The 23,037-nt window shown below is 71.9% G+C and carries 22 protein-coding genes; 8 read left to right on the top strand and 14 right to left on the bottom strand.

Annotated elements, in window-relative coordinates; genetic code table 11:
• Positions 1-6: 6 nt before the first annotated feature.
• From FB563_RS22020 to leuA, 3 genes are all read right to left on the bottom strand, one after another.
• Positions 7-2,094, bottom strand: a complete 2,088-nt coding sequence (locus tag FB563_RS22020) for an MMPL family transporter (RefSeq protein WP_107100552.1) — start codon at positions 2,092-2,094, stop codon at positions 7-9.
• A gap of 165 nt (positions 2,095-2,259) precedes the next feature.
• Entirely contained in the window at positions 2,260-2,955 is a 696-nt protein-coding gene (locus FB563_RS22015; RefSeq protein WP_142218849.1) for a TerB family tellurite resistance protein, read from the bottom strand.
• A 184-nt stretch (positions 2,956-3,139) separates the two neighbouring features.
• On the bottom strand, positions 3,140-4,861 hold the full coding sequence (leuA, locus tag FB563_RS22010) for a 2-isopropylmalate synthase (protein ID WP_055704370.1): 1,722 nt from the start codon (positions 4,859-4,861) through the stop codon (positions 3,140-3,142).
• A 359-nt stretch (positions 4,862-5,220) separates the two neighbouring features.
• Here leuA and FB563_RS22000 point away from each other — a divergent pair, with 359 nt between their 5' ends.
• The 4 genes from FB563_RS22000 to FB563_RS21985 are packed head-to-tail and all read left to right on the top strand — an operon-like array spanning position 5,221 to position 9,202.
• Positions 5,221-6,291, top strand: a complete 1,071-nt coding sequence (locus FB563_RS22000) for a M4 family metallopeptidase (protein ID WP_055704371.1) — start codon at positions 5,221-5,223, stop codon at positions 6,289-6,291.
• Between the two features lie 20 nt (positions 6,292-6,311).
• Positions 6,312-6,578, top strand: coding sequence for a protealysin inhibitor emfourin (locus FB563_RS21995; protein ID WP_055704372.1), 267 nt, complete (start codon positions 6,312-6,314; stop codon positions 6,576-6,578).
• A gap of 57 nt (positions 6,579-6,635) precedes the next feature.
• A complete protein-coding gene (locus tag FB563_RS21990) occupies positions 6,636-7,949 on the top strand; it encodes a GH1 family beta-glucosidase (protein ID WP_079048549.1) in 1,314 nt (437 codons plus the stop codon).
• Entirely contained in the window at positions 7,946-9,202 is a 1,257-nt protein-coding gene (locus FB563_RS21985; protein WP_055704373.1) for an MFS transporter, read from the top strand. The genes FB563_RS21990 and FB563_RS21985 overlap by 4 nt, the downstream gene beginning before the upstream one ends.
• A 16-nt stretch (positions 9,203-9,218) precedes the next feature.
• On the opposite strand, the gene FB563_RS21980 is transcribed toward FB563_RS21985, so the two are convergent.
• Positions 9,219-10,073, bottom strand: coding sequence for an NAD-dependent epimerase/dehydratase family protein (locus FB563_RS21980; protein ID WP_055704374.1), 855 nt, complete (start codon positions 10,071-10,073; stop codon positions 9,219-9,221).
• 123 nt (positions 10,074-10,196) lie between these two features.
• On the opposite strand from FB563_RS21980, the gene FB563_RS21975 reads away from it, so the two are divergent.
• The gene (locus FB563_RS21975) at positions 10,197-11,072 is read left to right on the top strand and encodes a helix-turn-helix transcriptional regulator (protein ID WP_055704375.1); all 876 of its coding nucleotides are present in this window, start codon (positions 10,197-10,199) and stop codon (positions 11,070-11,072) included.
• Here the strand turns inward: FB563_RS21975 and era are convergent.
• Positions 11,069-12,022, bottom strand: coding sequence for a GTPase Era (gene era / locus FB563_RS21970; RefSeq protein ID WP_055704376.1), 954 nt, complete (start codon positions 12,020-12,022; stop codon positions 11,069-11,071). The genes FB563_RS21975 and era overlap by 4 nt on opposite strands.
• A gap of 152 nt (positions 12,023-12,174) precedes the next feature.
• Here era and FB563_RS21965 point away from each other — a divergent pair, with 152 nt between their 5' ends.
• Both FB563_RS21965 and FB563_RS21960 read left to right on the top strand, forming a co-directional pair.
• Positions 12,175-13,491 carry an ammonium transporter gene (locus FB563_RS21965; protein ID WP_055704389.1) on the top strand — a complete coding sequence of 439 codons (1,317 nt, stop codon included), beginning with the start codon at positions 12,175-12,177 and terminating at the stop codon, positions 13,489-13,491.
• A complete protein-coding gene (locus FB563_RS21960; protein ID WP_055704377.1) occupies positions 13,488-13,826 on the top strand; it encodes a P-II family nitrogen regulator in 339 nt (112 codons plus the stop codon). The genes FB563_RS21965 and FB563_RS21960 overlap by 4 nt, the downstream gene beginning before the upstream one ends.
• Here the strand turns inward: FB563_RS21960 and FB563_RS21955 are convergent.
• The 5 genes from FB563_RS21955 to FB563_RS21935 form a co-directional block, all read right to left on the bottom strand.
• Positions 13,720-14,730, bottom strand: coding sequence for a WxL protein peptidoglycan domain-containing protein (locus FB563_RS21955; protein ID WP_055704378.1), 1,011 nt, complete (start codon positions 14,728-14,730; stop codon positions 13,720-13,722). The two genes, FB563_RS21960 and FB563_RS21955, sit on opposite strands and share 107 nt — an antisense overlap.
• Before the next feature lie 68 nt (positions 14,731-14,798).
• Entirely contained in the window at positions 14,799-16,136 is a 1,338-nt protein-coding gene (locus tag FB563_RS21950; protein ID WP_079048550.1) for a WxL domain-containing protein, read from the bottom strand.
• A gap of 176 nt (positions 16,137-16,312) precedes the next feature.
• Positions 16,313-16,789 (bottom strand): hypothetical protein, encoded by a 477-nt coding sequence (locus FB563_RS21945; RefSeq protein ID WP_055704379.1) that lies wholly within the window; start codon positions 16,787-16,789, stop codon positions 16,313-16,315.
• Positions 16,790-16,993: 204 nt separating this feature from the next.
• Positions 16,994-17,347, bottom strand: coding sequence for a cytidine/deoxycytidylate deaminase family protein (locus FB563_RS21940; protein ID WP_055704380.1), 354 nt, complete (start codon positions 17,345-17,347; stop codon positions 16,994-16,996).
• A 28-nt stretch (positions 17,348-17,375) separates the two neighbouring features.
• Complete coding sequence (locus FB563_RS21935; RefSeq protein WP_234357587.1) at positions 17,376-18,200, bottom strand: helix-turn-helix transcriptional regulator; 825 nt, start codon at positions 18,198-18,200, stop codon at positions 17,376-17,378.
• Positions 18,201-18,382: 182 nt separating this feature from the next.
• Here FB563_RS21935 and FB563_RS21930 point away from each other — a divergent pair, with 182 nt between their 5' ends.
• The gene (locus FB563_RS21930) at positions 18,383-19,825 is read left to right on the top strand and encodes an MFS transporter (RefSeq protein ID WP_055704382.1); all 1,443 of its coding nucleotides are present in this window, start codon (positions 18,383-18,385) and stop codon (positions 19,823-19,825) included.
• Here the strand turns inward: FB563_RS21930 and FB563_RS21925 are convergent.
• The 4 genes from FB563_RS21925 to ybeY are packed head-to-tail and all read right to left on the bottom strand — an operon-like array spanning position 19,810 to position 23,036.
• Positions 19,810-20,829 carry a S66 family peptidase gene (locus tag FB563_RS21925; RefSeq protein WP_055704383.1) on the bottom strand — a complete coding sequence of 340 codons (1,020 nt, stop codon included), beginning with the start codon at positions 20,827-20,829 and terminating at the stop codon, positions 19,810-19,812. The genes FB563_RS21930 and FB563_RS21925 overlap by 16 nt on opposite strands.
• Before the next feature lie 42 nt (positions 20,830-20,871).
• Entirely contained in the window at positions 20,872-21,231 is a 360-nt protein-coding gene (locus FB563_RS21920; protein WP_055704384.1) for an MmcQ/YjbR family DNA-binding protein, read from the bottom strand.
• A complete protein-coding gene (locus FB563_RS21915) occupies positions 21,228-22,529 on the bottom strand; it encodes a hemolysin family protein (protein WP_055704385.1) in 1,302 nt (433 codons plus the stop codon). Before FB563_RS21915 ends, FB563_RS21920 begins: the two co-directional genes overlap by 4 nt.
• 9 nt (positions 22,530-22,538) lie before the next feature.
• Positions 22,539-23,036 carry an rRNA maturation RNase YbeY gene (gene ybeY / locus FB563_RS21910; RefSeq protein ID WP_030657030.1) on the bottom strand — a complete coding sequence of 166 codons (498 nt, stop codon included), beginning with the start codon at positions 23,034-23,036 and terminating at the stop codon, positions 22,539-22,541.
• Position 23,037 lies beyond the last annotated feature (1 nt).

Here is a 23,037-nt window from a genome sequence, read left to right as displayed (position 1 = left end):
CTTCCGCTATGCGCTCACGGGCTCCGGCGTGCGGTCGGCGTCCGGCGCCGGGCGGGACAGCCGGCCCGGCCACCACACCCTGCGCCCGAGGGCGACGCTCGCACTGGTCACCAGGTAGGTGCGGACGAGGAAGGTGTCCAGCAGGACGCCGACGGCGATGACGAAGCCCAGCTCGACCAGCGGCACCAGGCCCATGTTCGTCAGCACCGCGAAGGTGGCCGCGAGCACCAGCCCGGCGGAGGCGATGACCCCGCCGGTGGTGCGCAGGGCGATCAGCGCGGCCGCCGCCGGTTCGGCGCTGTGCTCCTTCTCCGCGAGGGCGACCGACTCCTCCCGCATCCGGTGCATCAGGAAGATGCCGTAGTCGACGCCGAGGGCGACCAGGAAGACGAAGGACAGCAGGCCGAGGCCGGGATCGGTGCCGCGGAAGCCGAACAGCGGGCCGAAGGCGAGCCCGCCCAGGCCGAGGGCGGCGCCCCACACGGCGACCACGGCGGCCACCAGGAGCAGCGGGGCGACGAGGGAGCGCAGCAGGGCGATCAGGATCAGCAGCACGCAGACGAGGACGATCGGGACGACCACCAGGCGGTCGCGGGCGCTGGTGTCCTTCAGGTCGAGCTGCTGGGCGCTGGGGCCGCCGACGTGGGAGCCGGGCAGCCGGTGCCGGAGCGCCTCGATGGTGGCGGTCTCGGCGGCGGACTGGGGCGGCGCGGACGCGGTCACCGTGATCTCGGTCCAGCCGCCGCCGGTACGGCCCGCGCGGGCGTCGGCCACTCCCCGGGTGCCCCTGACCGCGGCGAGCGTGGCGTCGGCCCGGCCGGCCGGGGTGAGGACCTCGATGGGCTGCGCGGACCGCTCCGGGTAGGCCCTGGCCACGGTCTCCATGGCGGTCACGGACTCGGGCCGGTGCACGAAGGTGTCCAGCTGCTTGATCGCGCCGGGCAGGTTCAGGGTGCCCAGCGCGAGCGCGCCGAGCAGGACGGCGCCGGAGGCGAGGACGGTCAGCGGGCGGCGCCCGGCGGAGGAGCCCATCGCCGCGAACAGGGACCGGCGGGCCTTGGGCTCGCTGCCGTACGCCGGGACGAGCGGCCAGAAGACGCGGCGGCCGAGCAGGACGAGGACGGCGGGGAGCAGGGTGAGCATCGCGGCGAGCGCGCACAGCACGCCGACCGTGCCGAGCGGGCCCATGCCCCGGCTGGAGTTGAGGTCGGCGGCGAGCAGGCAGAGCAGGCCTGCGGCGACCGTGCCGGAGGAGGCGAGGACGGCGGGCCCGCAGCCGCGCAGGGCGGCGCGCATCGCGTCGTACGGGCGCTCGTGGCGCCGTAGCTCCTCGCGGTAGCGGGAGACGAGGAGCAGGGCGTAGTCGGTGCCGGCGCCGAAGACGAGGATGGTCATGATGCCGGCGCTCTGGCCGGAGACGGTGGTGCCGAAGGCCTGGTGGAGGCCGTAGGCGGCGGCGCGGGCGAGGAAGTCGCCGACGCCGGCGGCGACGAGCGGGACCAGCCACAGCAGGGGGCTGCGGTAGATGAGGACGAGCAGGATCGCGACGACGCCGACGGTGGTGTAGAGCAGGGGGCCGCCGAGCGAGGCGTACACGCCGGAGGCGTCGGTGGCGAGGGCGGCCGGGCCGCCGACCCGCACACTCAACCCGCCCTGGTCATGGGCCACTTGGCGGATGTCGTCGACGAAGGTGTTCCGCTTCTTCTCGTCCGTGCCGGGCTCGTTGCTGGTGACGGGGTACATGAGGGTGGTGCCGTCGGCCGACGGGATGCCGTGCGGGCTGCCCCCGGTCAGCTGGTGCCGCCGGCCGATCTCGGTGACCTGGGTCCGTGCCGTGGTCCGGTCGGCGGCGGTGAGGCCGGTCGCCCGGTGGTAGACGAGGACCAGCTCGGTGGTCTCGCCGCCGGGCAGCCGGTCCTGCAGCTGCGCGGCCCGGGTGGAGTCGGCGGACGCCGGCAGATAGTCGGTGGCCCGGTCGTGCTGGACCTCGCCCAGCCTTGCGGCGAACGGTCCGGCGACGGCCAGCACCACCGCCCACAGCCCGACCACCAGCCAGGGCAGCGTCCTGGTCCTCCGTGTCTTGGCAGCCCCCATGAAAACCGGGCCTCCCTCCGCAGTGGATGTCTGGATACGGCTTCCAGACTCCCGGCGAAGGGGGCGGGAAACGTCGGACGCGGGAGCGACTTCGCGGGTACTGCCGAGGGCGGTCTCCGGGTGCCGTTACTCCCCGGGGAGTACGGGGAGCGACGGGCGGGCGGGTCAGGACGGCGTGCGTGCCGCCGCCAGCAGCCGGGTCACGTCGTCGGCGCAGATCGTCAGGGCCGCGCCCACCGTCGTGAGGGCGTCGTGTTCGGCGGGGGTGTAGGGGCCGTCGGCGAGGGCGATGCGGGCGGCCTGGAGGAGGAGGGACTCGCGGCCGGCCGGGGCGAGGTGCGGGGCGAGCGGGTCCAGTGCCTCGTGCAGCTCTATGGTCAGGCTGGTGCCGGTCTCGGCGCCGAGGACCCGGCCGGTGTCGGCGGCGAGGGCGTCGACCAGGGCGGCCAGCTGTTCCTCGGTGCAGCCGTCGAAGCCGGCCGCGCGTACGGCGCCGGCGGCCGTCTCCAGGGCCGTACGGGAGGAGGTGCCGCCCGCGGCGAGCACGGCGAGGGCGACGGTGTGCACGGCGTCGCGGAGCATCGCGGAGAAGCGGCGGGTGGTGGGGTGGTCGAGGACGTCGGTGCCGTAGTGGTGGCCGCAGGCGGCGCACTCCACGACCGGGCCCGCGGTGCCGCGCGGCAGCAGGGGGACGCCGAGCAGGCTGAGCCTGCGGCGGCCGGTGAGCCGCTGGTAGTTGCGGTCGCCTCCGCAGCCGGGGCAGTAGAACTCGCCGTCCCCCACGGGTGTCCACGCGGTGCGGATGCGCAGGAAGTGCGCAGCCCTGGCGGCACGGCCGTCTCGTCCCCGTACTGGCAGCACGTCGCACCTCCGTAACGACGCCGCAACATCGCGGCGCTGGCGTGATGTTAGCCACATCACCGAGGCTGAGTCAGTACCCCGTAGGAGACCTTTCTGTGACCTGGCCGGCCCTGTGGCCGAGAACAGCCGGGGCCCCGGCCGCTGTATACGGCGGCCGGGGTCCCGAAACTCCCGGTCAGAGGGGTCAGCGGGCGGCTCGGTTGACGGCCGAGACGACCGCCTTCAGCGACGCACGCGTCGTGTTCGCGTCGATGCCGATCCCCCACAGGACCTTGCCGTCGATCGCGCACTCGATGTAGGAGGCGGCCTGCGCGGAGGCGCCCTCGCTCATCGTGTGCTCCTGGTAGTCCAGCAGGCGTACGTCGATGCCGATGGACTGCAGGGCGTCGAAGAAGGCCGAGATCGGACCGTTGCCGGAGCCGGTCAGGACGGTGTCCTCGCCGTCGACGGTCGCCTCGACGGTCAGGGTGTCCACGCCGTCGGTGTCGGTGGTCGACTGGCCGGTCTTGACCTGGATGCGGCCCCAGGGGTTGTCCGGGTTCGGCAGGTACTCGTCCTGGAAGACCGCCCAGATCTCCTTCGGCGTGATCTCGCCGCCCTCGGCGTCCGTCTTCGCCTGGATGAGCTTGGAGAACTCGATCTGCATCCGGCGCGGCAGGTCCAGCTTGTGGTCGTTCTTCAGGACGTAGGAGATGCCGCCCTTGCCGGACTGCGAGTTGACGCGGATGACGGCCTCGTAGGAGCGGCCGACGTCCTTGGGGTCGATCGGCAGGTACGGCACCGCCCACTCGATGTCGTCGACGGTGACGCCCTTGGCCTTGGCCTCGGCCTCCATGGCGTCGAAGCCCTTCTTGATGGCGTCCTGGTGGGAGCCGGAGAAGGACGTGTAGACCAGGTCGCCCACGTACGGGTGGCGCGGGTGGACCTCCATCTGGTTGCAGTACTCCCACGTACGACGGATCTCGTCGATGTCGGAGAAGTCGATCTGCGGGTCGACGCCCTGGGAGAACAGGTTCATGCCCAGGGTGACCAGGTCGACGTTGCCGGTGCGCTCGCCCTGCCCGAACAGGCAGCCCTCGACGCGGTCGGCGCCGGCCATCAGCGCCAGCTCGGCCGCCGCCACGGCCGTACCGCGGTCGTTGTGCGGGTGGACGGACAGGCAGACGTACTCGCGGCGGGTCAGATTGCGGTGCATCCACTCGAAGCGGTCCGCGTGCGTGGACGGGGTCGAACGCTCCACCGTGGCGGGCAGGTTGAGGATGATCTCGCGGTCCGGGCCGGGCTGCCAGACGTCCATGACCGCCTCGCAGACCTCCAGCGCGAAGTCCAGCTCGGTGTCGGTGAAGATCTCGGGGCTGTACTGGTAGCCGAACTCGGTCTCGGGGCCCAGCAGCTTCTCGGCGTACTCCATCACCAGGCGGGTGCCGTCGACGGCGATCTGCTTGATGTCGTCCTTGGAGCCGCGGAAGACGACCCGGCGGAAGACCGGGGCGGTGGCGTTGTACAGGTGGACGGTGGCCCGCTTGGCGCCCTTCAGGGACTCCACGGTCCGCTCGATCAGGTCCTCGCGGGCCTGGGTCAGCACGGAGATCGTGACGTCGTCCGGGATCGCGCCCTCTTCCTCGATGATCGAGCGCACGAAGTCGAAGTCGGTCTGGCCGGAGGCGGGGAAGCCGACCTCGATCTCCTTGTAGCCCATCTTGACCAGCTGGTCGAACATCCGGCGCTTGCGCTCGGGCGACATGGGGTCGATCAGGGCCTGGTTGCCGTCGCGCAGGTCGGTGGAGAGCCAGCGGGGGGCTGCGGTGATCCGCCGGTCGGGCCAGGTGCGGTCCGGGATGTCCACCTGTTCGTAGCGGCCGTACTTGTGGATCGGCATGGAACTGGGCTGCTGGCGGTTGGCCATGGTGCGTGGGCTCCTCAGGGTGTCCGGATGTGCTGGTATCCGGATGTCCGGGTGGACGGCCGACGAGGCAACGCCAGAGCTCCGCGGGGAGGGAGTCGGCCTTGTGTCTACAGGCCCTCGCCGCGGCAGCTAAGAAGAAGCAGCCCGAAACGCATGATGCGTCGCAGCCTAGCCGAGCCGCCCCGGACCGGGGGGACGCGTATCAGTATGCGGGACCGCCGCCACAAAAAGGACAAAAAGTGCGCAGCACCACATCGCCCTAGCACACCGTCACGGAGCGTCGCGTTCCTGTCCCGGTATTTCACCAATCATGGTGGCCTCTAGTGACAGGGGTGTCACAGAGTGCAATGGTGCGAGGCATGACGACCAACGGGGGCTTCCAGCCCGTCTTCTGCACGATCGTGCCGCCGCACGTCCTCGACGAGCTCGCCCGGCACGAGGACCCGGCCCTCTCCGGCCCGGCCCGCCGGTCCCTGGAACACGACGCCTACCAGCGCACCAAGCGCCGCCTGACCACGGTCATCGGCGCGCCCTCCGTCGCCGCGCCCCAGGGCGCCGCCGCCGACCAGCCGCACCGCACGATCTACGACGCCCACCACACCCAGGACCTGCCCGGCACCCAGGTACGCGCGGAGGGCTCCGGCCCGGTCTCGGACGCCACCGTCAACCGCGCCTACGCGGGCCTCGGCGCCACCTTCGAGCTGTACCTGAAGGCGTACGGCCGGCACTCCATCGACGACAACGGGCTGCCACTGGACGCCACCGTCCACTACGACCAGCACTACGACAACGCCTTCTGGAACGGCGAGCAGATGGTGTTCGGCGACGGCGACGGCGAGATCTTCCTCGACTTCACCATCCCGGTGGACGTCATCGGCCACGAGCTGACCCACGGCGTCACCCAGCACACCGCGAACCTGGACTACTTCGGGCAGTCCGGCGCGCTGAACGAGTCGGTCTCGGATGTCTTCGGCTCGCTGATCAAGCAGTACACCCTCGGCCAGACCGCCGCCGAGGCCGACTGGCTGATCGGCGCGGGCCTGCTCGCCCCGCACGTCCACGGCACCGCGCTGCGCTCGATGAAGGCCCCGGGCACGGCGTACGACGACCCGAACCTCGGCAAGGACCCGCAGCCGGCGACCATGGACCACTACGTCCGCACCGGCCGCGACAACGGCGGCGTGCACATCAACTCCGGCATCCCCAACCACGCCTTCTACCTGGTCGCCACGGCCATCGGCGGGCAGGCCTGGGAGAAGGCCGGGCAGATCTGGTACGACGTGCTCACCGGCGGCGAGCTGAAGCAGGACGCGCTGTTCGCCGACTTCGCCACGCTGACGGTCAAGGCGGCGCGGGAGCGGTACGGCGCCGGGGACGAGCTCCAGGCCGTGCAGAAGGCGTGGGAACAGGTCGGGGTGCGGACCCTGTAGTTCCGTACTAGACAATCCCCATGCGTATTCGAGTACGGCGCACGGGCGGTTTCGCGGGGATCGAGCGCCGGGCCGAGGTGGACACCTCGGCCCGGCCCGACGCCCCGGCCTGGCACGCCCTGGCCGAACGCGTCCTCGCGTCCGGCCGGGGCACCCCACCGGCCGGCGTCCCGGACGGCTTCCACTACGAGATCACCGTGGACGGCCGGACCGTCTACGCGGCCGATCCCCGACTCACCGAGGAACAGCGGGAGTTGGTGTCCCGGGTGCTCGAGGAAGGGGCGTGAGCGCCGGTTCCCGCCGGGGCGTTGACTTACGTTACCGGGGGTAAGGATGATCCGGGCATGGCGACTGACGCAGGCAATCCGATACCTCGGTTCCCGGCCGGCTTCCTGTGGGGTGTGTCGACCTCCGCCCACCAGATCGAGGGGGCGGCGGACGAGCGCGAGGCGTCCGTGTGGGACGTGTTCACCGCCGAACCGGGGCGGGTGAAGGACGGTTCGACGGCGGCGGTGGCCTGCGACCACTACCACCGCCACCGGGAGGACGTGGGCCTCCTCGCCGGCCTCGGCGTGAACGCGTACCGCTTCTCGGTCTCCTGGCCCCGCGTCGGCTCCCCCGGCGGCCTGGACTTCTACGACCGCCTGGTGGACGAGCTGTGCGCGGCGGGCGTACGGCCCGTGCCCACCCTCTTCCACTGGGACCTGCCCGCCCGCCTGGACTGGCTCCAGCGGGACACGGCGGCCCGGTTCGCGGACCACGTGTCCGTGGTCGCCGAGCGGCTCGGCGACCGGGTCGGCAAGTGGATCACCCTGAACGAGCCCGCCGAGCACACCCTCCTCGGCCACGCCCTCGGCGCCCACGCCCCGGGCAGGCGGCTCCTCTTCGACGCGCTCCCCGTCGCCCACCACCAGCTCCTCGCCCACGGCCTCGCGGTCCGGGCCCTGCGCGCGGCCGGGGCGACGGACATCGGCATCGCCAACTCCCACGGCCCCACCTGGCCCGCCTCCGCCGAACCGGCGGACGTGGAGGCGGCCGGCTTCTACGACGTCCTGCTCAACCGCCTGTTCGCCGAGCCGGTCATCCTCGGTGAATACCCCGACGGCATGGGCGAGTTGATGCCGGGGGACGTCGCGGCGGATCTGAAGGTCATCGCCGAACCGGTCGACTGGTACGGGATCAACTACTACGCGCCGACACGGGTGGGGGCACCCGGCGGCACCGACAGCGAGTACGGCGGTCTGGCACTGCCCGCCGAACTCCCCTTCTCCGTCCGGGAGATCGAGGGCCGCCCGGTGACCGACTTCGGCTGGCCGATCGTCCCGGAGGGCCTCACCGAGCTGCTCTGCGGCTTCGCCGAGACCTACGGCGACAGGCTCCCGCCGATCGTCATCACCGAGAACGGCTGCTCCTACGACGGCCTCGACGACCAGGACCGCATCGCCTACCTGGACGCCCACATCCGCGCCCTGCACAGCGCGCTGGAGGCCGGCGTGGACGTGCGCGGCTACTTCGTGTGGTCCCTGATGGACAACTTCGAGTGGGCCGAGGGCTATGCCCGCCGCTTCGGCCTGGTGCACGTGGACTACGCGACGCTGGAGCGCACCCCGAAGGCCTCCTACCACTGGTTCCGGGACGTGCTCCGGGCGCAGAGATGACCACCGTCAGCGGTTCGGCCGCCGCCCTCACCGAGCCCGTCGAACCGGTCGGCCGGGGCTGGACGGCGGCCCTGTCGGTGGCCAACGGGGCGATCTGGGTCGGCTGGTTCGGCCCGCTGCAGATCCTGCTCGCCTCCCAGGCGGGGGACTTCGCGCCCGGCTCCGGAATGTCCAAGGAGACGATGCTGGCCTGGGTGACCGGCGCCGGCGCGGTGGTCTCCCTGCTCGCCAACCCCTTCTTCGGCGCCCTGTCCGACCGTACGACTGCCCGGCCCGGCCGCCGTACGCCGTGGATCGTGGCCGGTGCGGCGGGCGGCGCGCTGTCCCTGCTGCTGCTCGCGCGGGCGGGCGGGGTGTGGTCCATGGCCGTGGGCTGGTGCCTGGTGCAGCTCACGCTGAACGCGGCGTTCGCGGCGGTCACGGCGGCCGTGCCGGACCGGGTGCCCCGGCTCCAGCGGGGCGCCGTGGGCGGCTGGCTGGGGGCGGCACAGATCCTGGGCGTGGTCGGCGGCACGGGACTTGCGACCGTGGCGGGCGGGATCGGAGCCGGGTACACGGCGTGCGCGGTGTGCGCGGTCGCGGGCGTGCTGCCGTACGTCCTGCGCTACGACGACCTGCGGCTGCCGCCGGAGGACCGACCGCCCTGGTCCTGGCGCGGCTTCCTCGCGGGCTTCTGGCTGAGCCCGCGCCGCCACCCCGACCTGGGCTGGGCCTGGCTCACCCGGTTCCTGATCAACCTCAGCAACTCCCTCGTCCTGCTGTACCTGCTCTACTACCTCCGCGACCGCCTGCACCGCCCCGACCCCGGCCAGGGCGTGCTGGTGCTGACGGCCGTCAACAGCCTGACGCTGATGGCAACCGTCGTGGTGGGAGGGGTGTGGTCGGACCGGGTGGGGCGGCGCAAGCCGTTCGTCGTCTGGTCGGGCGTGCTGATGGCGGTGGCGACGGCGGCCCTGGCCGGCTGGCAGACCTGGCCCGGCGCGATCGTGGCGGCCGCCGTCCTCGGTGTCGGCTTCGGCGTGTTCACCTCGGTCGACTTCGCGCTGATGACGGACGTCCTGCCGAAGGCGCTGGACCGGGGCAAGGACCTGGGCGTCATCAACGTGGCCAACGCCCTGCCCCAGGTGGCCGCCCCCGCGCTGGCGGCGCCGGTCGTGACCTACCTGGGCGGCTACCGGGTGCTGTACCTGGTGGCGGCGGTGATCGGGCTGGCGGGGGCGGTGCTGGTGGGGCGGATCAGAGGGGTCGACTGACGCTCCGCGAAGGGGGTCAGAGGGCGCCGGCGTCGCGGGCGGACCAGACGGTCGGGTAGATCGGCCGGAAGCCCAGGTCGCGGCGGATCTTCTGGGTGGACATGATCCCCAGCCACGGGTCGGGGTCGGTCCGGGCGTGCAGGTCGGCGGGCACCTCGGCCCCATTGAGCTGGTGCAGCTCGACCGCCGTGACGGGGGCGTCGTCGGCGATGTTGTGCACCGGGCCGCGCACCGCCGGTGCGTACAGCAGGCGCAGCAGCCCCTGGGCGACGTCGGCGTGGTGGCCCATGTGCAGCCGCTGGGTGGCCGCCCAGTGCGCGGCCCAGCGCAGGGAGTCGGCGAGGTGCGGGTCACCGTCGCCGTAGACGAAGGGCAGCCGGGCCACGCGCACGTCCATGCCGTCCAGCACGAGCAGCTCCCGCTCGGCCGCCGCCTTGGACTCCGGATAGGCGCCCCACATCGCGCCGCCGGGCCGCGACTCGTCCTCCTCGGTCAGCGGGCGGCCCCGCCCGACGCCGTACACGAGCCCGGTGCTGACCTGCACGAAGCGCCGCACGCCCGAGGCGAGCGCGGCGCGGCCCAGGGCAACGGCCGCGTCCCGGTTGACGGCCCACGCCTCCTCGTCGGGCACCCCGCGGAAGGACGCCGCGATGTTCACGACCGCGTCCACCCCGGCGAGCGCCTTGCCGAGCGTCTCCTCGTCCCGCAGATCCCCGACGGCGACCTGGGCGCCCAGCTCCGCGAAGGCCTCGCCGCGCGCCGCGTCCCGCACCAGGACCCGTACCTGCTCGCCCGGCTGCCGCTGGGCCAGCAGCCTCGGTACGAAGCGCCGGCCGACCTGTCCCGTCGTGCCCGTCACCAGTGTCAGCATGTTCCGTTCCTCCCGGTCTGGTGCCACCACTGTCGATCGGCGCCGCGCGGGGCGGGAGAGACCCGTGGATCAGGGGACCGGCACTCCCTGGATAAGCCCCCCGCCCTGCCCCACCCTGGAGGGGTGAACCGAGCCGAACTCGCCGACTTCCTGCGCCGTGGCCGTGCCCGGCTGGACCCGACCGACGTCGGCCTCGCACCCGGCGCCCGCCGCCGTACCCCCGGCCTGCGGCGGGAGGAGGTGGCGTCGCTGGCGGGCATGTCGGTCGACTACTACGCCCGGCTGGAACAGTGCCGGGGCCCGCGCCCGTCCCGGCAGATGCTCACGGCACTGGCCCGGGCGCTGCGCCTGACCGACGACGAGCGGGACCACCTGTTCCACCTGGCGGGCGAGGAGCCCCCGCGCCGCGACAGCGTGTCGGCCCATGTCCGCCCCGGGCTGCTGCTGGTCCTGGACCGGCTGCACGACGCGCCGGCGCTGGTGGTGACGGACTGCGGCGAGGTGCTGGCGCAGAACGCGCTGTCGCGGGCGCTGTCAGGAGACGTGCTGGGCCGTCCACCGCGCGAACGCAACCTGGTCCGCCGCTTCTTCCTGGACCCGGCGGCACGTGAGCTGTTCCCTCCGGAGGACGTGCCGGAGCACGCGCGCCGGCACGTGGCGAACCTGCGCGCGGTGACCGCCGCCCGCCCCGACGACCCCGAACCGGCCGCCCTGGTGGCCGAACTCCGCGCCGCCAGCGAGGAGTTCGCCCGCCTCTGGGACGCACACGAGGTGGCGGTACGCCGCAGCACGACCAAGCGTTTCCGGCACCCGGTGGTGGGCCTCCTGGAACTCGACTGCGAGATCCTCCTGACCGGCGACCACCGCCACCACCTCGTCCTCCACACGGCCCGCCCCGGCACGGAGTCGTACGAACGGCTGCAGTTGCTGAGGGTGGTGGGCCTGCAGGACATGACCCCCCAGCGCGCCGCCGGTGAGACCCGGAGCGCCGCCGGCTAGAAGCCGAGCTTCCTCAGCTGCTTGGGATCCCGCTGCCAGTCCTTGGCGACCTTGACATGCAGATCGAGGAAGACCGGCGTCCCCAGCAGTGCCTCGATGTGCTTGCGGGACTTGATGCCGACCTCCTTCAGGCGCTTGCCCTTGGGGCCGATGATGATGCCCTTCTGGCTGGGGCGCTCGATGTAGACGTTGGCGTGGATGTCGAGGAGGGGACGGTCGGCGGGGCGGTCCTCGCGCGGGAGCATCTCCTCCACGACCACGGCGATGGAGTGCGGCAGCTCGTCGCGGACGCCCTCCAGCGCGGCCTCGCGGATGAGTTCCGCGATCATGACCTGCTCGGGCTCGTCCGTCAGATCACCCTCGGGGTAGAGCGCGGGGCCCTCCGGGAGCAGGGGGATGAGGAGGTCGGCCAGGAGGTCCACCTGCTTGGCGCCGACCGCCGACACCGGCACGATCTCCGCCCACTCGATGCCCAGGTCCTTGCCCAGCTGGTCGATGGCGATCAGCTGCTCGGCCAGGGCCTTGGAGTCGACCAGGTCCGTCTTGGTCACGATCGCGACCTTCGGGGTCTTCCTGATCCCGGCCAGCTCCTTGGCGATGAAGCGGTCACCGGGACCGATCTTCTCGTTCGCCGGCAGGCAGAAGCCGATCACGTCGACCTCGGCCCAGGTGGTGCGGACCACGTCGTTGAGCCGCTCGCCGAGCAGCGTGCGCGGCTTGTGGAGGCCGGGGGTGTCGACCAGGATCAGCTGGGCGTCGGGCCGGTGCACGATCCCCCGCACCGTGTGCCGCGTCGTCTGCGGCTGGTCGGCGGTGATCGCCACCTTCTGCCCGACCAGAGCGTTCGTGAGGGTGGACTTGCCCGCGTTGGGACGGCCCACGAAGCAGGCGAAGCCGGCGCGGTGGACGGCCTCGGCCGACTGCTCGGATGACTGGGTACGCACGCTCATGCCGTTCATTGTCCCTGATCCACGAGGCCCCGCCGTACCGTGAGATTTCGGTAACCCGGCCGCAACGAAACGTCACGGAAACACACGCGTACGCAACCGGAAACGCGCACCGGTGACCCTCTGACGAGCCCGCACATCCGTTGGAGACGCCCGTGACCCTCGCCGCCGCGCACGTCGACACAGGCGACACCGCCTGGCTGCTCGCCGCGACCGCCCTCGTCCTGCTGATGACCCCGGGCCTGGCCCTGTTCTACGGCGGCATGGTCCGCACGAAGAGCGTCCTCAACATGCTGATGATGAGTTTCGTGTCGATCGCCCTGGTCACGGTGGTCTGGCTGGCGGCCGGCTACTCCCTCGCCTTCGGTGACGACGCGTTCGGCGGGCTCATCGGCGGACTCCAGCACGCCGGGATGGCGCACCTCGGCCCCGGCAGCGTCCACGGCACGGTCCCCACGCTCCTGTTCGCCGCCTTCCAGCTGACCTTCGCGATCATCACGGCCGCACTGATCAGCGGCGCGGTGGCCGACCGCACGAAATTCTCGGCGTGGCTGGTCTTCGTCCCCGTCTGGACGCTCCTCGTATACGTTCCGATCACCCACTGGGTGTGGGGCCCGGGCGGCTGGATCGCCAACGCGCTCGGCGCGCTCGACTTCGCGGGCGGTCTGCCCGTCGAGATCGCCTCCGGCGCCTCCGGTCTCGCCCTGTGCCTGGTCCTCGGACCCCGGCTCGGCTTCAAGAAGGACGCCATGCGGCCGCACAACCTGCCCATGGTGATCCTCGGCGCCGGTCTGCTCTGGTTCGGCTGGTTCGGCTTCAACGCGGGCAGCGCGCTAGGCGCGAACGGCCTCGCCGCGGCCGCCTTCCTCAACACCCTCGCCGCCGGCTGCACCGGCCTGCTCGGCTGGCTCTTCGTCGAGCAGAAGCGGGACGGACACCCGACCACGCTCGGCGCCGCCTCCGGCGCGGTCGCCGGTCTCGTCGCGATCACGCCCTCCTGCGGCACGGTCTCCCTGCTCGGCGCGCTGATCGTCGGCCTCGCCGCCGGTGTCGTCTGCTCCTACGCCGTCAGCTGGAAGTTCAGGCTGAACTACGACGACTCCCTGGACGTCGTCGGCGTCCACCTGGTCGGCGGCGTCATCGGCACCCTGCTGATCGGCCTGTTCGCCGAGAAGGCGATGACCGGCCACGCCGAGGGCCTCTTCTACGGCGGCGGGCTCGCCCCGCTCGGCAGGCAGGCGCTCGCCGTGGTCGTCGTGGCCGGGTACGCCTTCGCGGTGACGTACGGCCTCGGCAAGCTGCTCGACAGGGCGATGGGCCTGCGCGCGAGCGAGGAGCAGGAGCACACCGGCCTGGACCTTACGGTGCACGCCGAGACGGCTTACGATCACGGGGTCCTGGGCCACGGCGCCCCGGTATCCCACTCGCTCCTCACCGGCACCAGCACGCAGAAGGTCGACACCCAGGCATGAAGCTCATCACCGCGATCGTCAAGCCGTACCGTCTGGACGAGGTCAAGACCGCCCTGCAGGAGCTGGGAGTGCACGGTCTGACCGTGACCGAGGCGAGCGGCTACGGCCGGCAGCGCGGCCACACCGAGGTGTACCGGGGCGCCGAGTACCGCGTCGACCTGGTGCCGAAGGTGCGCATCGAGGTCGTGGTCGAGGACGCGGACGCCGAGGCCGTGATCGACGCGATCGTCAGGGCCGCGCAGACGGGGAAGATCGGGGACGGGAAGGTGTGGGCCGTGCCCGTGGAGACGGTCGTACGCGTGCGGACCGGCGAACGCGGCCCCGACGCGCTCTGACCAGCAGCACACCGGTCACCGCACCCGCGACGAACACCAGCGCCACGGCCGGCCACGGCAGCGCGAGGAAGGACGCGCTCGCCGACTGCCGGGTGCCCGGCGCGCTCGCGGTCAGCGTCAAGTCCGCCCGGTCGAGCTGCGGCGCCCCGCGCCAGGTCTCGGTGAGCCGTACCGACTGCCCCGGCAGCAGCTCGGACGGCACCCGGCTCAGCTCGCGGTCGAGCAGCGTACGGCCGAACAGCCCGCGCGCCTTGAGCTCCACCCTGGGGCCGAGGGTGACGTTCCCGGTGTTGCGCAGGGTGTAGGAGACGGTCGCCGTGCCGGTGCCGAGCCACGGGATCAGGGGCTGGTGGTGGGTGATGTGCAGCTGCGCGACGGAGAGCGCGGGCAGTGTGGGCCCGCTGACCCGGAGGTAGACCCGGGCGCCGACGGCCCGCTGCACACCGAGGGCCAGGGAGCCGCTGCCGGGGTCGACCCGCTCGTCCAGGGCGACGACGGCACCGGGATGGTCACCTGGTTCGGCCCCCTCCGGCACGTGCAGGGTGAACGGAACGGTGACGGTTCCGTGCCCCGGCACGGTGATCCGGGACGTCGCGACCCGCGCCCAGGCGCCCACCCCGAGCATGCGTTCCTTCAGGGTGCGTACGGCGAAACCGCCGTCCCGGGCGGTGTTGTAGGCGTCGGCCGCGTAGAGGCGGAAGGTGAGTGGCCCGCCGGTCCTGTTCTGGACGGCGACCTTGTCGGTGAGGGTCTGGCCGGGGTCGGCGGAGAGGTAGAAGTAGGGCCGCGCGGCGATCTTCGAGGCGACCGGGTAGACGGACCAGCTGCCGTTGTCGGCGGCGCGGGCTGGCGTGGCCTGCCATGCCAGCATCAGGCCCAGGAGGAGGACGTACAGCTTGCGCATGGGTGCGGACCCCCACGGACGGGAGACTGGGGCGGGAGGGGAACGGGCGGGTGCGGACGCCCGCACGCTCAGGTGAGCGTCAGCGTGAGCACGCCGGAGTACGCGCCCGGAGGCGTGAACGCCGGTACGTCCAGGGAGAGCCCGGCGTCGACGGTGAACTCACCGCCGGTGAGCGTGCCGTCCGAGGTCGATGCCAGGGTCGCGCCCGAGGCGCCCACACTGCCCGTCGAGCCGGCCTTGCAGGCGCTGGGACTGCCCGCCTTGGCCGCGCACGCGGGCGTCCAGCTCAGCTTGCCGGCGTCGATCTTGCCGCCGGGACCGGTGAAGTCGGTGACCTTGCCGGTCAGGGACCAGCCCGCGGGCCCGCCGCGGAAGTCCTGGACGGTCACGGTCTGCAGCTTGCCGGTCGAGGCCCCGCCCTTGCCGAAGTCGACCGCCGACAGCGCGACCGAGTCCCCGGCCTGGGACATGGAGAGGGTGCCCGCCTTGACGGTGGTGGTCAGCTTCTGACTGCCGGGCGGGACGGGGGTGTTGTCGTTGACGACGTAGGCCGCGGGGCCGGCCCCCTTGTCCGCGCTCCAGGCAGCGCCCTCGTAGGCCACGATGCCGGTCGTCGTCCTGTCGTTGACGACCAGCGAACCGCTGAAGGAGCCCTGGGCGTTCGCGGTGACGGTCGCCGTGTCGGCCGTCTGCCGGTCCCCGGACCGCCCGGCCAGGGTGACCGTGGCGCCCGGTGTGAAGTTCGTACCGTTGACCGTGACACCGGCACCGGGGTCACCGGAGGCCGAACCGAGCGCGATGGCCCGGGTGTTGGCGGGGGTGCCGTCGGTCGCCGTGACCGTCTCCGACGCCGGGGCGGGCGGGTTGGTGACCGTGCACGGGGTGTCCAGCTCCAGGATGTAGCTGGTGTGGATGTTGTAGTCGCCGGGCGAGAGGGTGATCTTACCGGCCTTGGTGACGGTGAACGTGCCGGTCATGGAGAAGGACGGGAAGGCCGCCTTCCCCGGCACCGGCGGGTTCTTCTTCGGCCCGGCGACGGTCACGTTCCCGGTCTGGGCGCCGCCGAGGGTCACCTTCCCGGTCGGGGTCATGATGTCGGCGGGCAGGGCGAGGTCGGTGGGGTTGCTCGCGGCGGCGGTGACCACGGTGTAGGTCACGGTGACGGTGTCCCCGACCTTGGGACTGGTGTTGTCCACCGACACGTTGGCGGTAGTGGTGCCGTCGATCGGCGGGATGCCCGCGACGGCGGGCGGGATGCAGTGCGTGGCGAAGTCCACGTTCGTGCCGGCGGCACCGGCCGGACAGGCCAGCGCGCCGCCCGCGGTGACCGCGAGCGCGGTCGCCCCGAACAGGGACGCCCAGCGCCACCGTCGGGATCTTCGTGGTCTTGGGGGTGTCGAACCCATGGGGCCCCCTCCTTCAGGGTTGCGGGCGCAGCGGCTCGTCTGCGCCGACAGGGGGCATTGATGTGGAGCGGGAGTGAGAAGTCAATGGAGATGCCGCAGAAATCTGACGGATCATCAGATCTTGTCGGTTTCTGCGGCATCCGGAACAGATCGCTCAGGTCGGTCGACTCGGGGGATCAGTCGAAGACGAACGGGCCGGGCGACTGCTTGGCGGTCGCCGTACAGGTGATGGTGATCCCGAAGACCGTCATCTTCAGGGAGCCGCCGTACGCCTCCAGGCTGTCACCGGAGGCCACGGTGCCGCCGAGGGGGCCGACGGTGACGGTGGAACCGGCCGCCATGGCCGGGTTCTTCCGACCGCTGAAGACGCTGGTGCCGCCGCTGCCCTTCACGAGCGTGAGGGTGGACGAGACCGAGTCCTGGGACACCGCGACGGGCACGGTGATCGCGGAGGACGTGATCGTGACGGTGGCCGAGGTGCCGCTCTGGGTGGCGGTGAGCGTGGCCGCACCGCCGCCGTAGATGCCGCAGTTCGCGTTGATGGTCGCCGACTGTGGGGTGACGGCGGCCGCGGAGGGTGCGAAGGCCGGCCCGGTGACCGCGAGGGCCCCGGCGGCCAGTGCCGCACCCATTGCCGTGCGCTTGCCTCTCATGGGGATCCGCTTCCCTTCCCTGTGGGGAGTGCCGTGTGGGGGGACGCCGACGGGCGGGTGCGGATCTGACGACCCGTCGGATGTACGGCTTCATTGATGCGCAGGGGGAGGAACCCAACAAGGTTGAATTCCAGCCGACCTCCTGTTCGGCGCCCTCTCAGCCGACCGAGACGGGGGGTCCAGGGGGCGGAGCCCCGTAGTGGGTCAGCCGGCGGAAACGGTCACCCGAACAACGCCGTCAGGGCCGGCCAGCAACACCGGCGTCTCCACACCGCCGAGGTCAGCGACAGCAGCCCGGTCCTCGTCCGGCAGGACTTCCGCGTCGCTCACCACCGCCGCCGCCTCCAACGACGTAGCCCCCGACGCCACCGCCATGGCCACGGCAGTGCGCAGCGCGCTCAGCTTCAGCGAGGGCAGCGAGACCGACCCGGCGGCATACGTACGCCCGGTGTCGTCCCGTACGGCCGCCCCCTCCGGCACACCGTTGCGGACCCGCACGGAACGGGCCAGGGTCACGATCTTGCGGTCCTCGGGGTCAAGCGCGTTGCTCTCGGTCATGCCCAGAGCATACGAAGCCCGGGCCCCGTCACCCCGCCACGGGGTACATCGCGCCCCGCCGCCCCTCCGGAGACGCCAGCCACTCCAGCTTCGCCGCGGTGTTCGCCTCGTCCAGCGGAGTGTGCAGCACGATCATCAGATCGGGCCGGGCCGGCACCTTCATCACCGTCGACTCCACGACCAGCAGTCCGACCAGCGGATGCTCCAGCTCCTTGCGGATCTGCCCCTGGTCCTCGATGTCCCGCCGATCCCACATCGCCCGGAACTCGGCGCTGGCCTCGCTCACCTCGGCGAGCACCGACTGGAACCCCTCGTCGTCCGGACGCGCCGCACACGCCGCCCGGAACTGCGCCACGACGGTACGCGCGTTCCGCTCCCAGCTGTGGCTGCGCGACCGGTACAGCGGGTCGACGAAGAAGTCGATGAGACAGTTCTGGGTGATGTCCGGCCGCATGCCGAGCACGATCGCGGCCGCGTCGTTGTACATCACGCAGTTGTAGTACCGGTCCATGATGTGCGCCGGATACGGCATCCAGGTCTCGATCAGCCGCCGCAGCCCGTCGCAGTTCGCCCGCTTCTGCTCGGGCGCGACCTCGGGCGCCGGCGGGTTCATCCCGGCCAGGAGGTACAGATGCCGGCGCTCGGCGTCGCTCAGCCGCAGCACCCGGGCGACCGCGTCGAGCACCTGCGGGGAGACGGAGATCTCCCGCCCCTGCTCCAGCCACTGGTACCAGGAGGCGCCCACACCGGCGAGCACCGCGACCTCCTCCCGGCGCAGCCCGGGCGTACGGCGCCGGCCGCCCCCGGCCGGCAGCCCGGCCTCCTCGGGACTGACCCGGGCCCGCCGGCTCATCAGGAACTCCCGCAGTTCGTCGCGCCGATGACTCCTCGTCGCCCCCGCAGCAGGCACGTACCGCTCCTCCCCCGTCGTGTCCGATGCCCGTCGCATCCGGTGGTGCCACCTGTCTGGTGGTGCCACCACCACCATAAGTTCCGACTCCCCACCGTTGTTCCGTTCGCCCGAAGCTCTTTGCCATGGCGATCGACACCACCACCCAGTCCACCACCTCCGCGGGCACTCCGCTCGACACTCCCCGGCCGCCCCGGTTGTCGACGCGTGACAGGCTCGTCCTGTTCGTCCTGTGCGCGGCCCAGTTCATGGTCGCGCTGGACTTCTCCGTCCTGAACGTGGCCCTGCCGGAACTCGGCACCGACCTCGGCATGAGCCGCTCGGCCCTGCAGTGGGCGGTCACCGCGTTCGCGCTGCCGTCCGGCGGCTTCCTGCTCCTCTTCGGCCGTATCGGCGACCTGTACGGCCGCCGCAAGCTGTTCCTGACCGGCCTGGCCCTGTTCGGCGCGGCCTCACTGCTGGCGACCCTGGCCTGGGACCCGGCGTCCTTCCTCGCCGGACGCGCCCTGCAGGGCCTCGGCGCGGCGGCGATCGTCCCGACCGGGATGTCCCTGCTGACCACCACCTTCCCGGAGGGCCCGGCCCGCGACCGCGCCCTCGGTATCTCCGGCACGCTGCTGTCGCTGGGCTTCACCGTCGGCATGGTCGCGGGCGGTGTGCTCACGGACGCGCTCGGCTGGCGCTCCACGATGGCCCTGCTGTCGGTGTTCGCGCTGATCGTGCTGCCGCTGGCGCCGCGCCTGCTGCCGGAGTCGCGCACCCCGGAACGGCCGCGCCTGGACGTGCCCGGCGCGGTCACCGTCACCGCAGGTCTGCTGTCCCTGATCTACGCCCTGTCCACCGCCGCCGACCACGGCTTCGGCCGCGTGGACGTCGTCACCACCCTGGTCGCCGGGCTGCTCCTGCTGGCCGTGTTCACGGTCGTGGAGTCCCGTACGGCCGCCCCGCTCGTCTCCCTGCCGATGCTGCGCCGCCGCACGGTGGCCTGGGGCAACGTGGGCGGTCTGGTCACCTTCTCGATGATGTCGACGGTGATCTTCGTCCTGACCCTGTACCTCCAGGAGATCCTGCGCCTGTCGGCCTTCGAGACCGGCCTGGTCTTCGGCGTCCAGGGCGTGCTGTCGGCCGTCGCCGGCACGCTCGCCCCGAAGGTGATCGGCCGCTTCGGCGCCCGCCGCACCCTGGTCGGCTCGCTGACCGGCCAGGGCGCGCTGATCGCGGCGCTGCTCCTGCTGAACTCCCACGTCTGGTCGGTCTGGCTCGCCACGGCGGCCGTGTCCCTGGCCAGCATGTGCCACCTGGGCGCGATCATCTCGTACGGCCTGACCGTCACCTCCGGGGTCCCGGACGAGGAGCAGGGCCTGGCCACCGGTCTGGTGACCTCCACCCAGCAGGTCGGCATCACGGTCGGCATCCCGCTGCTGGGCGTCCTGGCCACCACGTCCGACGACCTGCTGGCCGGTGTCCACACGGTCCTCGCCCTGGATGCGGCCATCGTCCTCGCCGCCGCCGTCCTGGTCGGGCTGGGACTGCGCCAGGGCCGGAGCCGGGGTCAGTCCAGGGCCTGAACGATCTCGCTCCGCGCGGCCGTGTGCACCACACGGCCGCGCGCGCCGTTGACCAGGGGAAGGTAGGGCGCGACATGCCCGCACTCGACATCGGCGACGATCGGCACCCCGAGCGGGCCCAGCGCGTCGAGGACGGCCTCGTACTGGGTGAGAGTGGGGCTGTCGGGGGCGCGGGTACGGCCGACGAGGACGGCGGCGGCCCGGTCGAAGAAGCCGGCGAGACGCATGCCGTGCAGGTTGCGGCAGATGGTGAACGCGTTGTCCTCGCAGGCCTCGACGTAGACGAGCAGCGGCTCACCGGCGGCGAAGGCGGACGTGTCCAGGTACGGCGTCCCCGCGAGGTTGACGAGGGTCTCGACGCACCCGCCGATCAGCCGGCCCTCGACGTCCACGTCACCGTCCCCGTCGAGCCGGGTCCAGGTGCCCTCGGCGTCCAGCGTGAGGTCGCGGATCTCCGGGTTCCGGGTCCAGTCGTCCCAGCCGCCGGACCGGTACCGGCCGGGCGGTGTCTGAGCGAACGGCTCCCCCTGCGGCGCGGCCACGACGTCCAGCCAGGACAACAGCCCCTCCGGCGTGCGGTAGGGCGTGTCCATGAGGTTGTTGCCGTGGACGGTGGCGACTTTCGTCAGCAGGGTCAGCGGGGTGATGACCGTCGACATGTCCGAGTAGCCGACGACCCAGGTCGGCTCGGCCCGCCCGATCGCCTCGAAGTCGAGCAGCGGCAGCAGGTCGATCGCGGTCTCCCCGCCCCACGGAGGCACCACCGCCCGGATCGCCGGGTCGGTCAGCATCCCGGTCAGCTCGGCGGCGCGCTCGGCGGCCGGGGCGCTGAGGTGGGTCGAGCCGTCCATGCACCGGCCGACGACCACCTCGTAGCCGCGCGCCTCGATCTCCTTGACCGCGACGTCGAGGCGCCCCCGGAGTTCCGTGGCCACTCCGGCGGAGGGAGAGGTCACACCGACACGGTCACCGGGGCGCAGGGGGCGCGGATATCTGATCGTCATACGGGACATACGACCTCGCGCCGACCGCCCCGGGCAACGGGTTTACGGCCGGTCCAGCCGCAGCCGCTCCGCCCGGGGAAGCCCCGCGACCACGAGGTCGTACGAGTCCTCGATCAGCTCTTTCACCAGCCGCACCGGCAGCCCGCCGTCGACCGTCACGGTGTTCCAGTGCCGCTTGTTCATGTGGTACCCGGGGATGATCAGCCCCTCGTGCTCCCCGCGCAGCCGGACCGCGTCCTCCGGGTCGCACTTGAGGTTCACCGTGAGGGGCCGCGCGCCCAGGTTCGTCAGGGCGAACATCTTGCCCAGCACCTTGAACACCGAGGTCTCCGGGTTGAACGGGAAGTCCTCCTCGGCGGCGTTGAAGGACAGGCAGAAGGCGCGCAGTTCCTCGGGCGTCACTCGGGGTTCGCCTCCTCGGCGGCCGGCACGGGGACGGGCTCCACCAGGACCGTCACGATCTTGTTCCGGCGGCCCGCCGCGGCCTCCGCGGTCAGCTTCAGCCGGCGCTCGTCGGGCAGCTCCACCTCGGCGGACGCGCCCGCGATGGGCACCCGGCCGAGGGCCTTGGCGAGCAGTCCGCCGACGGTCTCCACGTCCTCGTCGTCGTACTCCTCCAGGCCGTACAGCTCGCCGAGGTCGGTGATGTCCAGGCGGGCGGTGACCCGGTAGCTGTCGTCGCCGAGTTCGACGACGGGCGGGAGTTCCCGGTCGTACTCGTCGGTGATCTCGCCGACGATCTCCTCGAGGATGTCCTCGATGGTGACGATGCCGGCGGTGCCGCCGTACTCGTCGATGACGACGGCGACGTGGTTGCGTTCCTTCTGCATCTCGCGCAGCAGGTCACCGGCGTTCTTGGTGTCCGGCACGAAGGCGGCGGGCCGCATGGCGGTGGAGACCAGGTCGCTCTCCGCCTCCCGGCTGATGTGCGTCTTGCGGACCAGGTCCTTCAGGTACACGATCCCGACGATGTCGTCCTCGCTCTCGCCGGTGACCGGGATCCGGGAGAAACCGGAGCGCAGGGCGAGGGTGAGGGCCTGCCGGATGGTCTTGAAGCGCTCGATGGTGACCAGGTCGGTGCGCGGCACCATGACCTCGCGCACGAGTGTGTCGCCCAGCTCGAAGACCGAGTGCACCATGCGGCGCTCCTCGTCCTCGATCAGCGACTCCTTCTCGGCGAGGTCGACCAGCGCGCGCAGCTCGGCCTCGGAGGCGAACGGGCCGCGCCGGAAGCCCTTGCCGGGCGTCAGCGCGTTGCCGATGAGGATGAGCAGCGACGGGATCGGGCCCATGATCCGGGCCAGCGGCAGCAGCACGTACGCCGCCGCGGTCGCGGTGTTCAGCGGGTGCTGGCGGCCGATGGTGCGGGGCGACACGCCGACGGCGACGTACGACACGAGCACCATGACCCCGATGGCGACCAGCAGGGCCTGCCAGGTGGCGGTGAACTCCTCCAGGCAGGCGTAGGTCACCAGGGCCGCGGCCGCCATCTCGCAGGCGACGCGGACCAGCAGGGCCACGTTCAGATAGCGGGTGGGGTCGGCGGCGACCTGAGCCAGCCTGGCGCTGCCGCGGCGGCCCGACTTGACGGCCTCCTCGGCGCGGAAGCTGGAGATCCGGGCGAGGCCCGCCTCCGCGCAGGCGGCGAGCCAGGCGACGACGACCAGCGCGATCGCGCCGACCACGATCTGCGGAGACATGCGGGCCGCTTATGAGACGGTCGGCGCCGGGGACGGCCCGGTCAGCCCGCGCTCGGCCCGCCAGCCGTCCACGATGGCGGCCTGGAGCCCGAACATCTCGGCCTTCTCGTCGGGCTCCTCGTGGTCGTAGCCGAGCAGGTGCAGCACCCCGTGGACGGTGAGCAGCTGGAGCTCCTCGTCCATGGAGTGCTGCGTCGGGGCCTCCGCGCCCTGCTTGGCGGCGACCTCCGGGCACAGCACGATGTCGCCGAGCAGCCCCTGCGGCGGCTCGTCGTCGTCCTTGGACGGCGGCCGGAGCTCGTCCATCGGGAACGACATGACATCGGTCGGACCCGGCAGGTCCATCCACTGGATGTGCAGCTGCTCCATGGCGTCGGCGTCCACGACGATCACCGAGAGCTCGGAGAGCGGGTGGATGCGCATCCGCGCGAGCGCGTAGCGGGCGATGTCGAGGATCGCCTGCTCGTCGACCTCGGTTCCGGACTCGTTGTTGACGTCGATCGACATG

It is taken from the genome of Streptomyces puniciscabiei, from assembly GCF_006715785.1.
Classification (GTDB): domain Bacteria; phylum Actinomycetota; class Actinomycetes; order Streptomycetales; family Streptomycetaceae; genus Streptomyces; species Streptomyces puniciscabiei.
This window is presented reverse-complemented; position numbering and strand designations above follow the sequence as displayed.

Excerpts from the sequence above, each read along its gene's own strand:
- FB563_RS22020 (WP_107100552.1), bottom strand. The coding sequence starts at position 2,094 with ATGGGGGCTGCCAAGACACGGAGGACCAGGACGCTGCCCTGGCTGGTG.
- leuA (WP_055704370.1), bottom strand. The coding sequence starts at position 4,861 with ATGGCCAACCGCCAGCAGCCCAGTTCCATGCCGATCCACAAGTACGGC.
- FB563_RS22000 (WP_055704371.1), top strand. The coding sequence starts at position 5,221 with ATGACGACCAACGGGGGCTTCCAGCCCGTCTTCTGCACGATCGTGCCG.
- FB563_RS21995 (WP_055704372.1), top strand. The coding sequence starts at position 6,312 with ATGCGTATTCGAGTACGGCGCACGGGCGGTTTCGCGGGGATCGAGCGC.
- FB563_RS21990 (WP_079048549.1), top strand. The coding sequence starts at position 6,636 with ATGGCGACTGACGCAGGCAATCCGATACCTCGGTTCCCGGCCGGCTTC.
- FB563_RS21985 (WP_055704373.1), top strand. The coding sequence starts at position 7,946 with ATGACCACCGTCAGCGGTTCGGCCGCCGCCCTCACCGAGCCCGTCGAA.
- FB563_RS21980 (WP_055704374.1), bottom strand. The coding sequence starts at position 10,073 with ATGCTGACACTGGTGACGGGCACGACGGGACAGGTCGGCCGGCGCTTC.
- era (WP_055704376.1), bottom strand. The coding sequence starts at position 12,022 with ATGAGCGTGCGTACCCAGTCATCCGAGCAGTCGGCCGAGGCCGTCCAC.
- FB563_RS21960 (WP_055704377.1), top strand. The coding sequence starts at position 13,488 with ATGAAGCTCATCACCGCGATCGTCAAGCCGTACCGTCTGGACGAGGTC.
- FB563_RS21955 (WP_055704378.1), bottom strand. The coding sequence starts at position 14,730 with ATGCGCAAGCTGTACGTCCTCCTCCTGGGCCTGATGCTGGCATGGCAG.
- FB563_RS21950 (WP_079048550.1), bottom strand. The coding sequence starts at position 16,136 with ATGGGTTCGACACCCCCAAGACCACGAAGATCCCGACGGTGGCGCTGG.
- FB563_RS21945 (WP_055704379.1), bottom strand. The coding sequence starts at position 16,789 with ATGAGAGGCAAGCGCACGGCAATGGGTGCGGCACTGGCCGCCGGGGCC.
- FB563_RS21940 (WP_055704380.1), bottom strand. The coding sequence starts at position 17,347 with ATGACCGAGAGCAACGCGCTTGACCCCGAGGACCGCAAGATCGTGACC.
- FB563_RS21935 (WP_234357587.1), bottom strand. The coding sequence starts at position 18,200 with ATGAGCCGGCGGGCCCGGGTCAGTCCCGAGGAGGCCGGGCTGCCGGCC.
- FB563_RS21930 (WP_055704382.1), top strand. The coding sequence starts at position 18,383 with ATGGCGATCGACACCACCACCCAGTCCACCACCTCCGCGGGCACTCCG.
- FB563_RS21925 (WP_055704383.1), bottom strand. The coding sequence starts at position 20,829 with ATGACGATCAGATATCCGCGCCCCCTGCGCCCCGGTGACCGTGTCGGT.
- FB563_RS21915 (WP_055704385.1), bottom strand. The coding sequence starts at position 22,529 with ATGTCTCCGCAGATCGTGGTCGGCGCGATCGCGCTGGTCGTCGTCGCC.
- ybeY (WP_030657030.1), bottom strand. The coding sequence starts at position 23,036 with ATGTCGATCGACGTCAACAACGAGTCCGGAACCGAGGTCGACGAGCAG.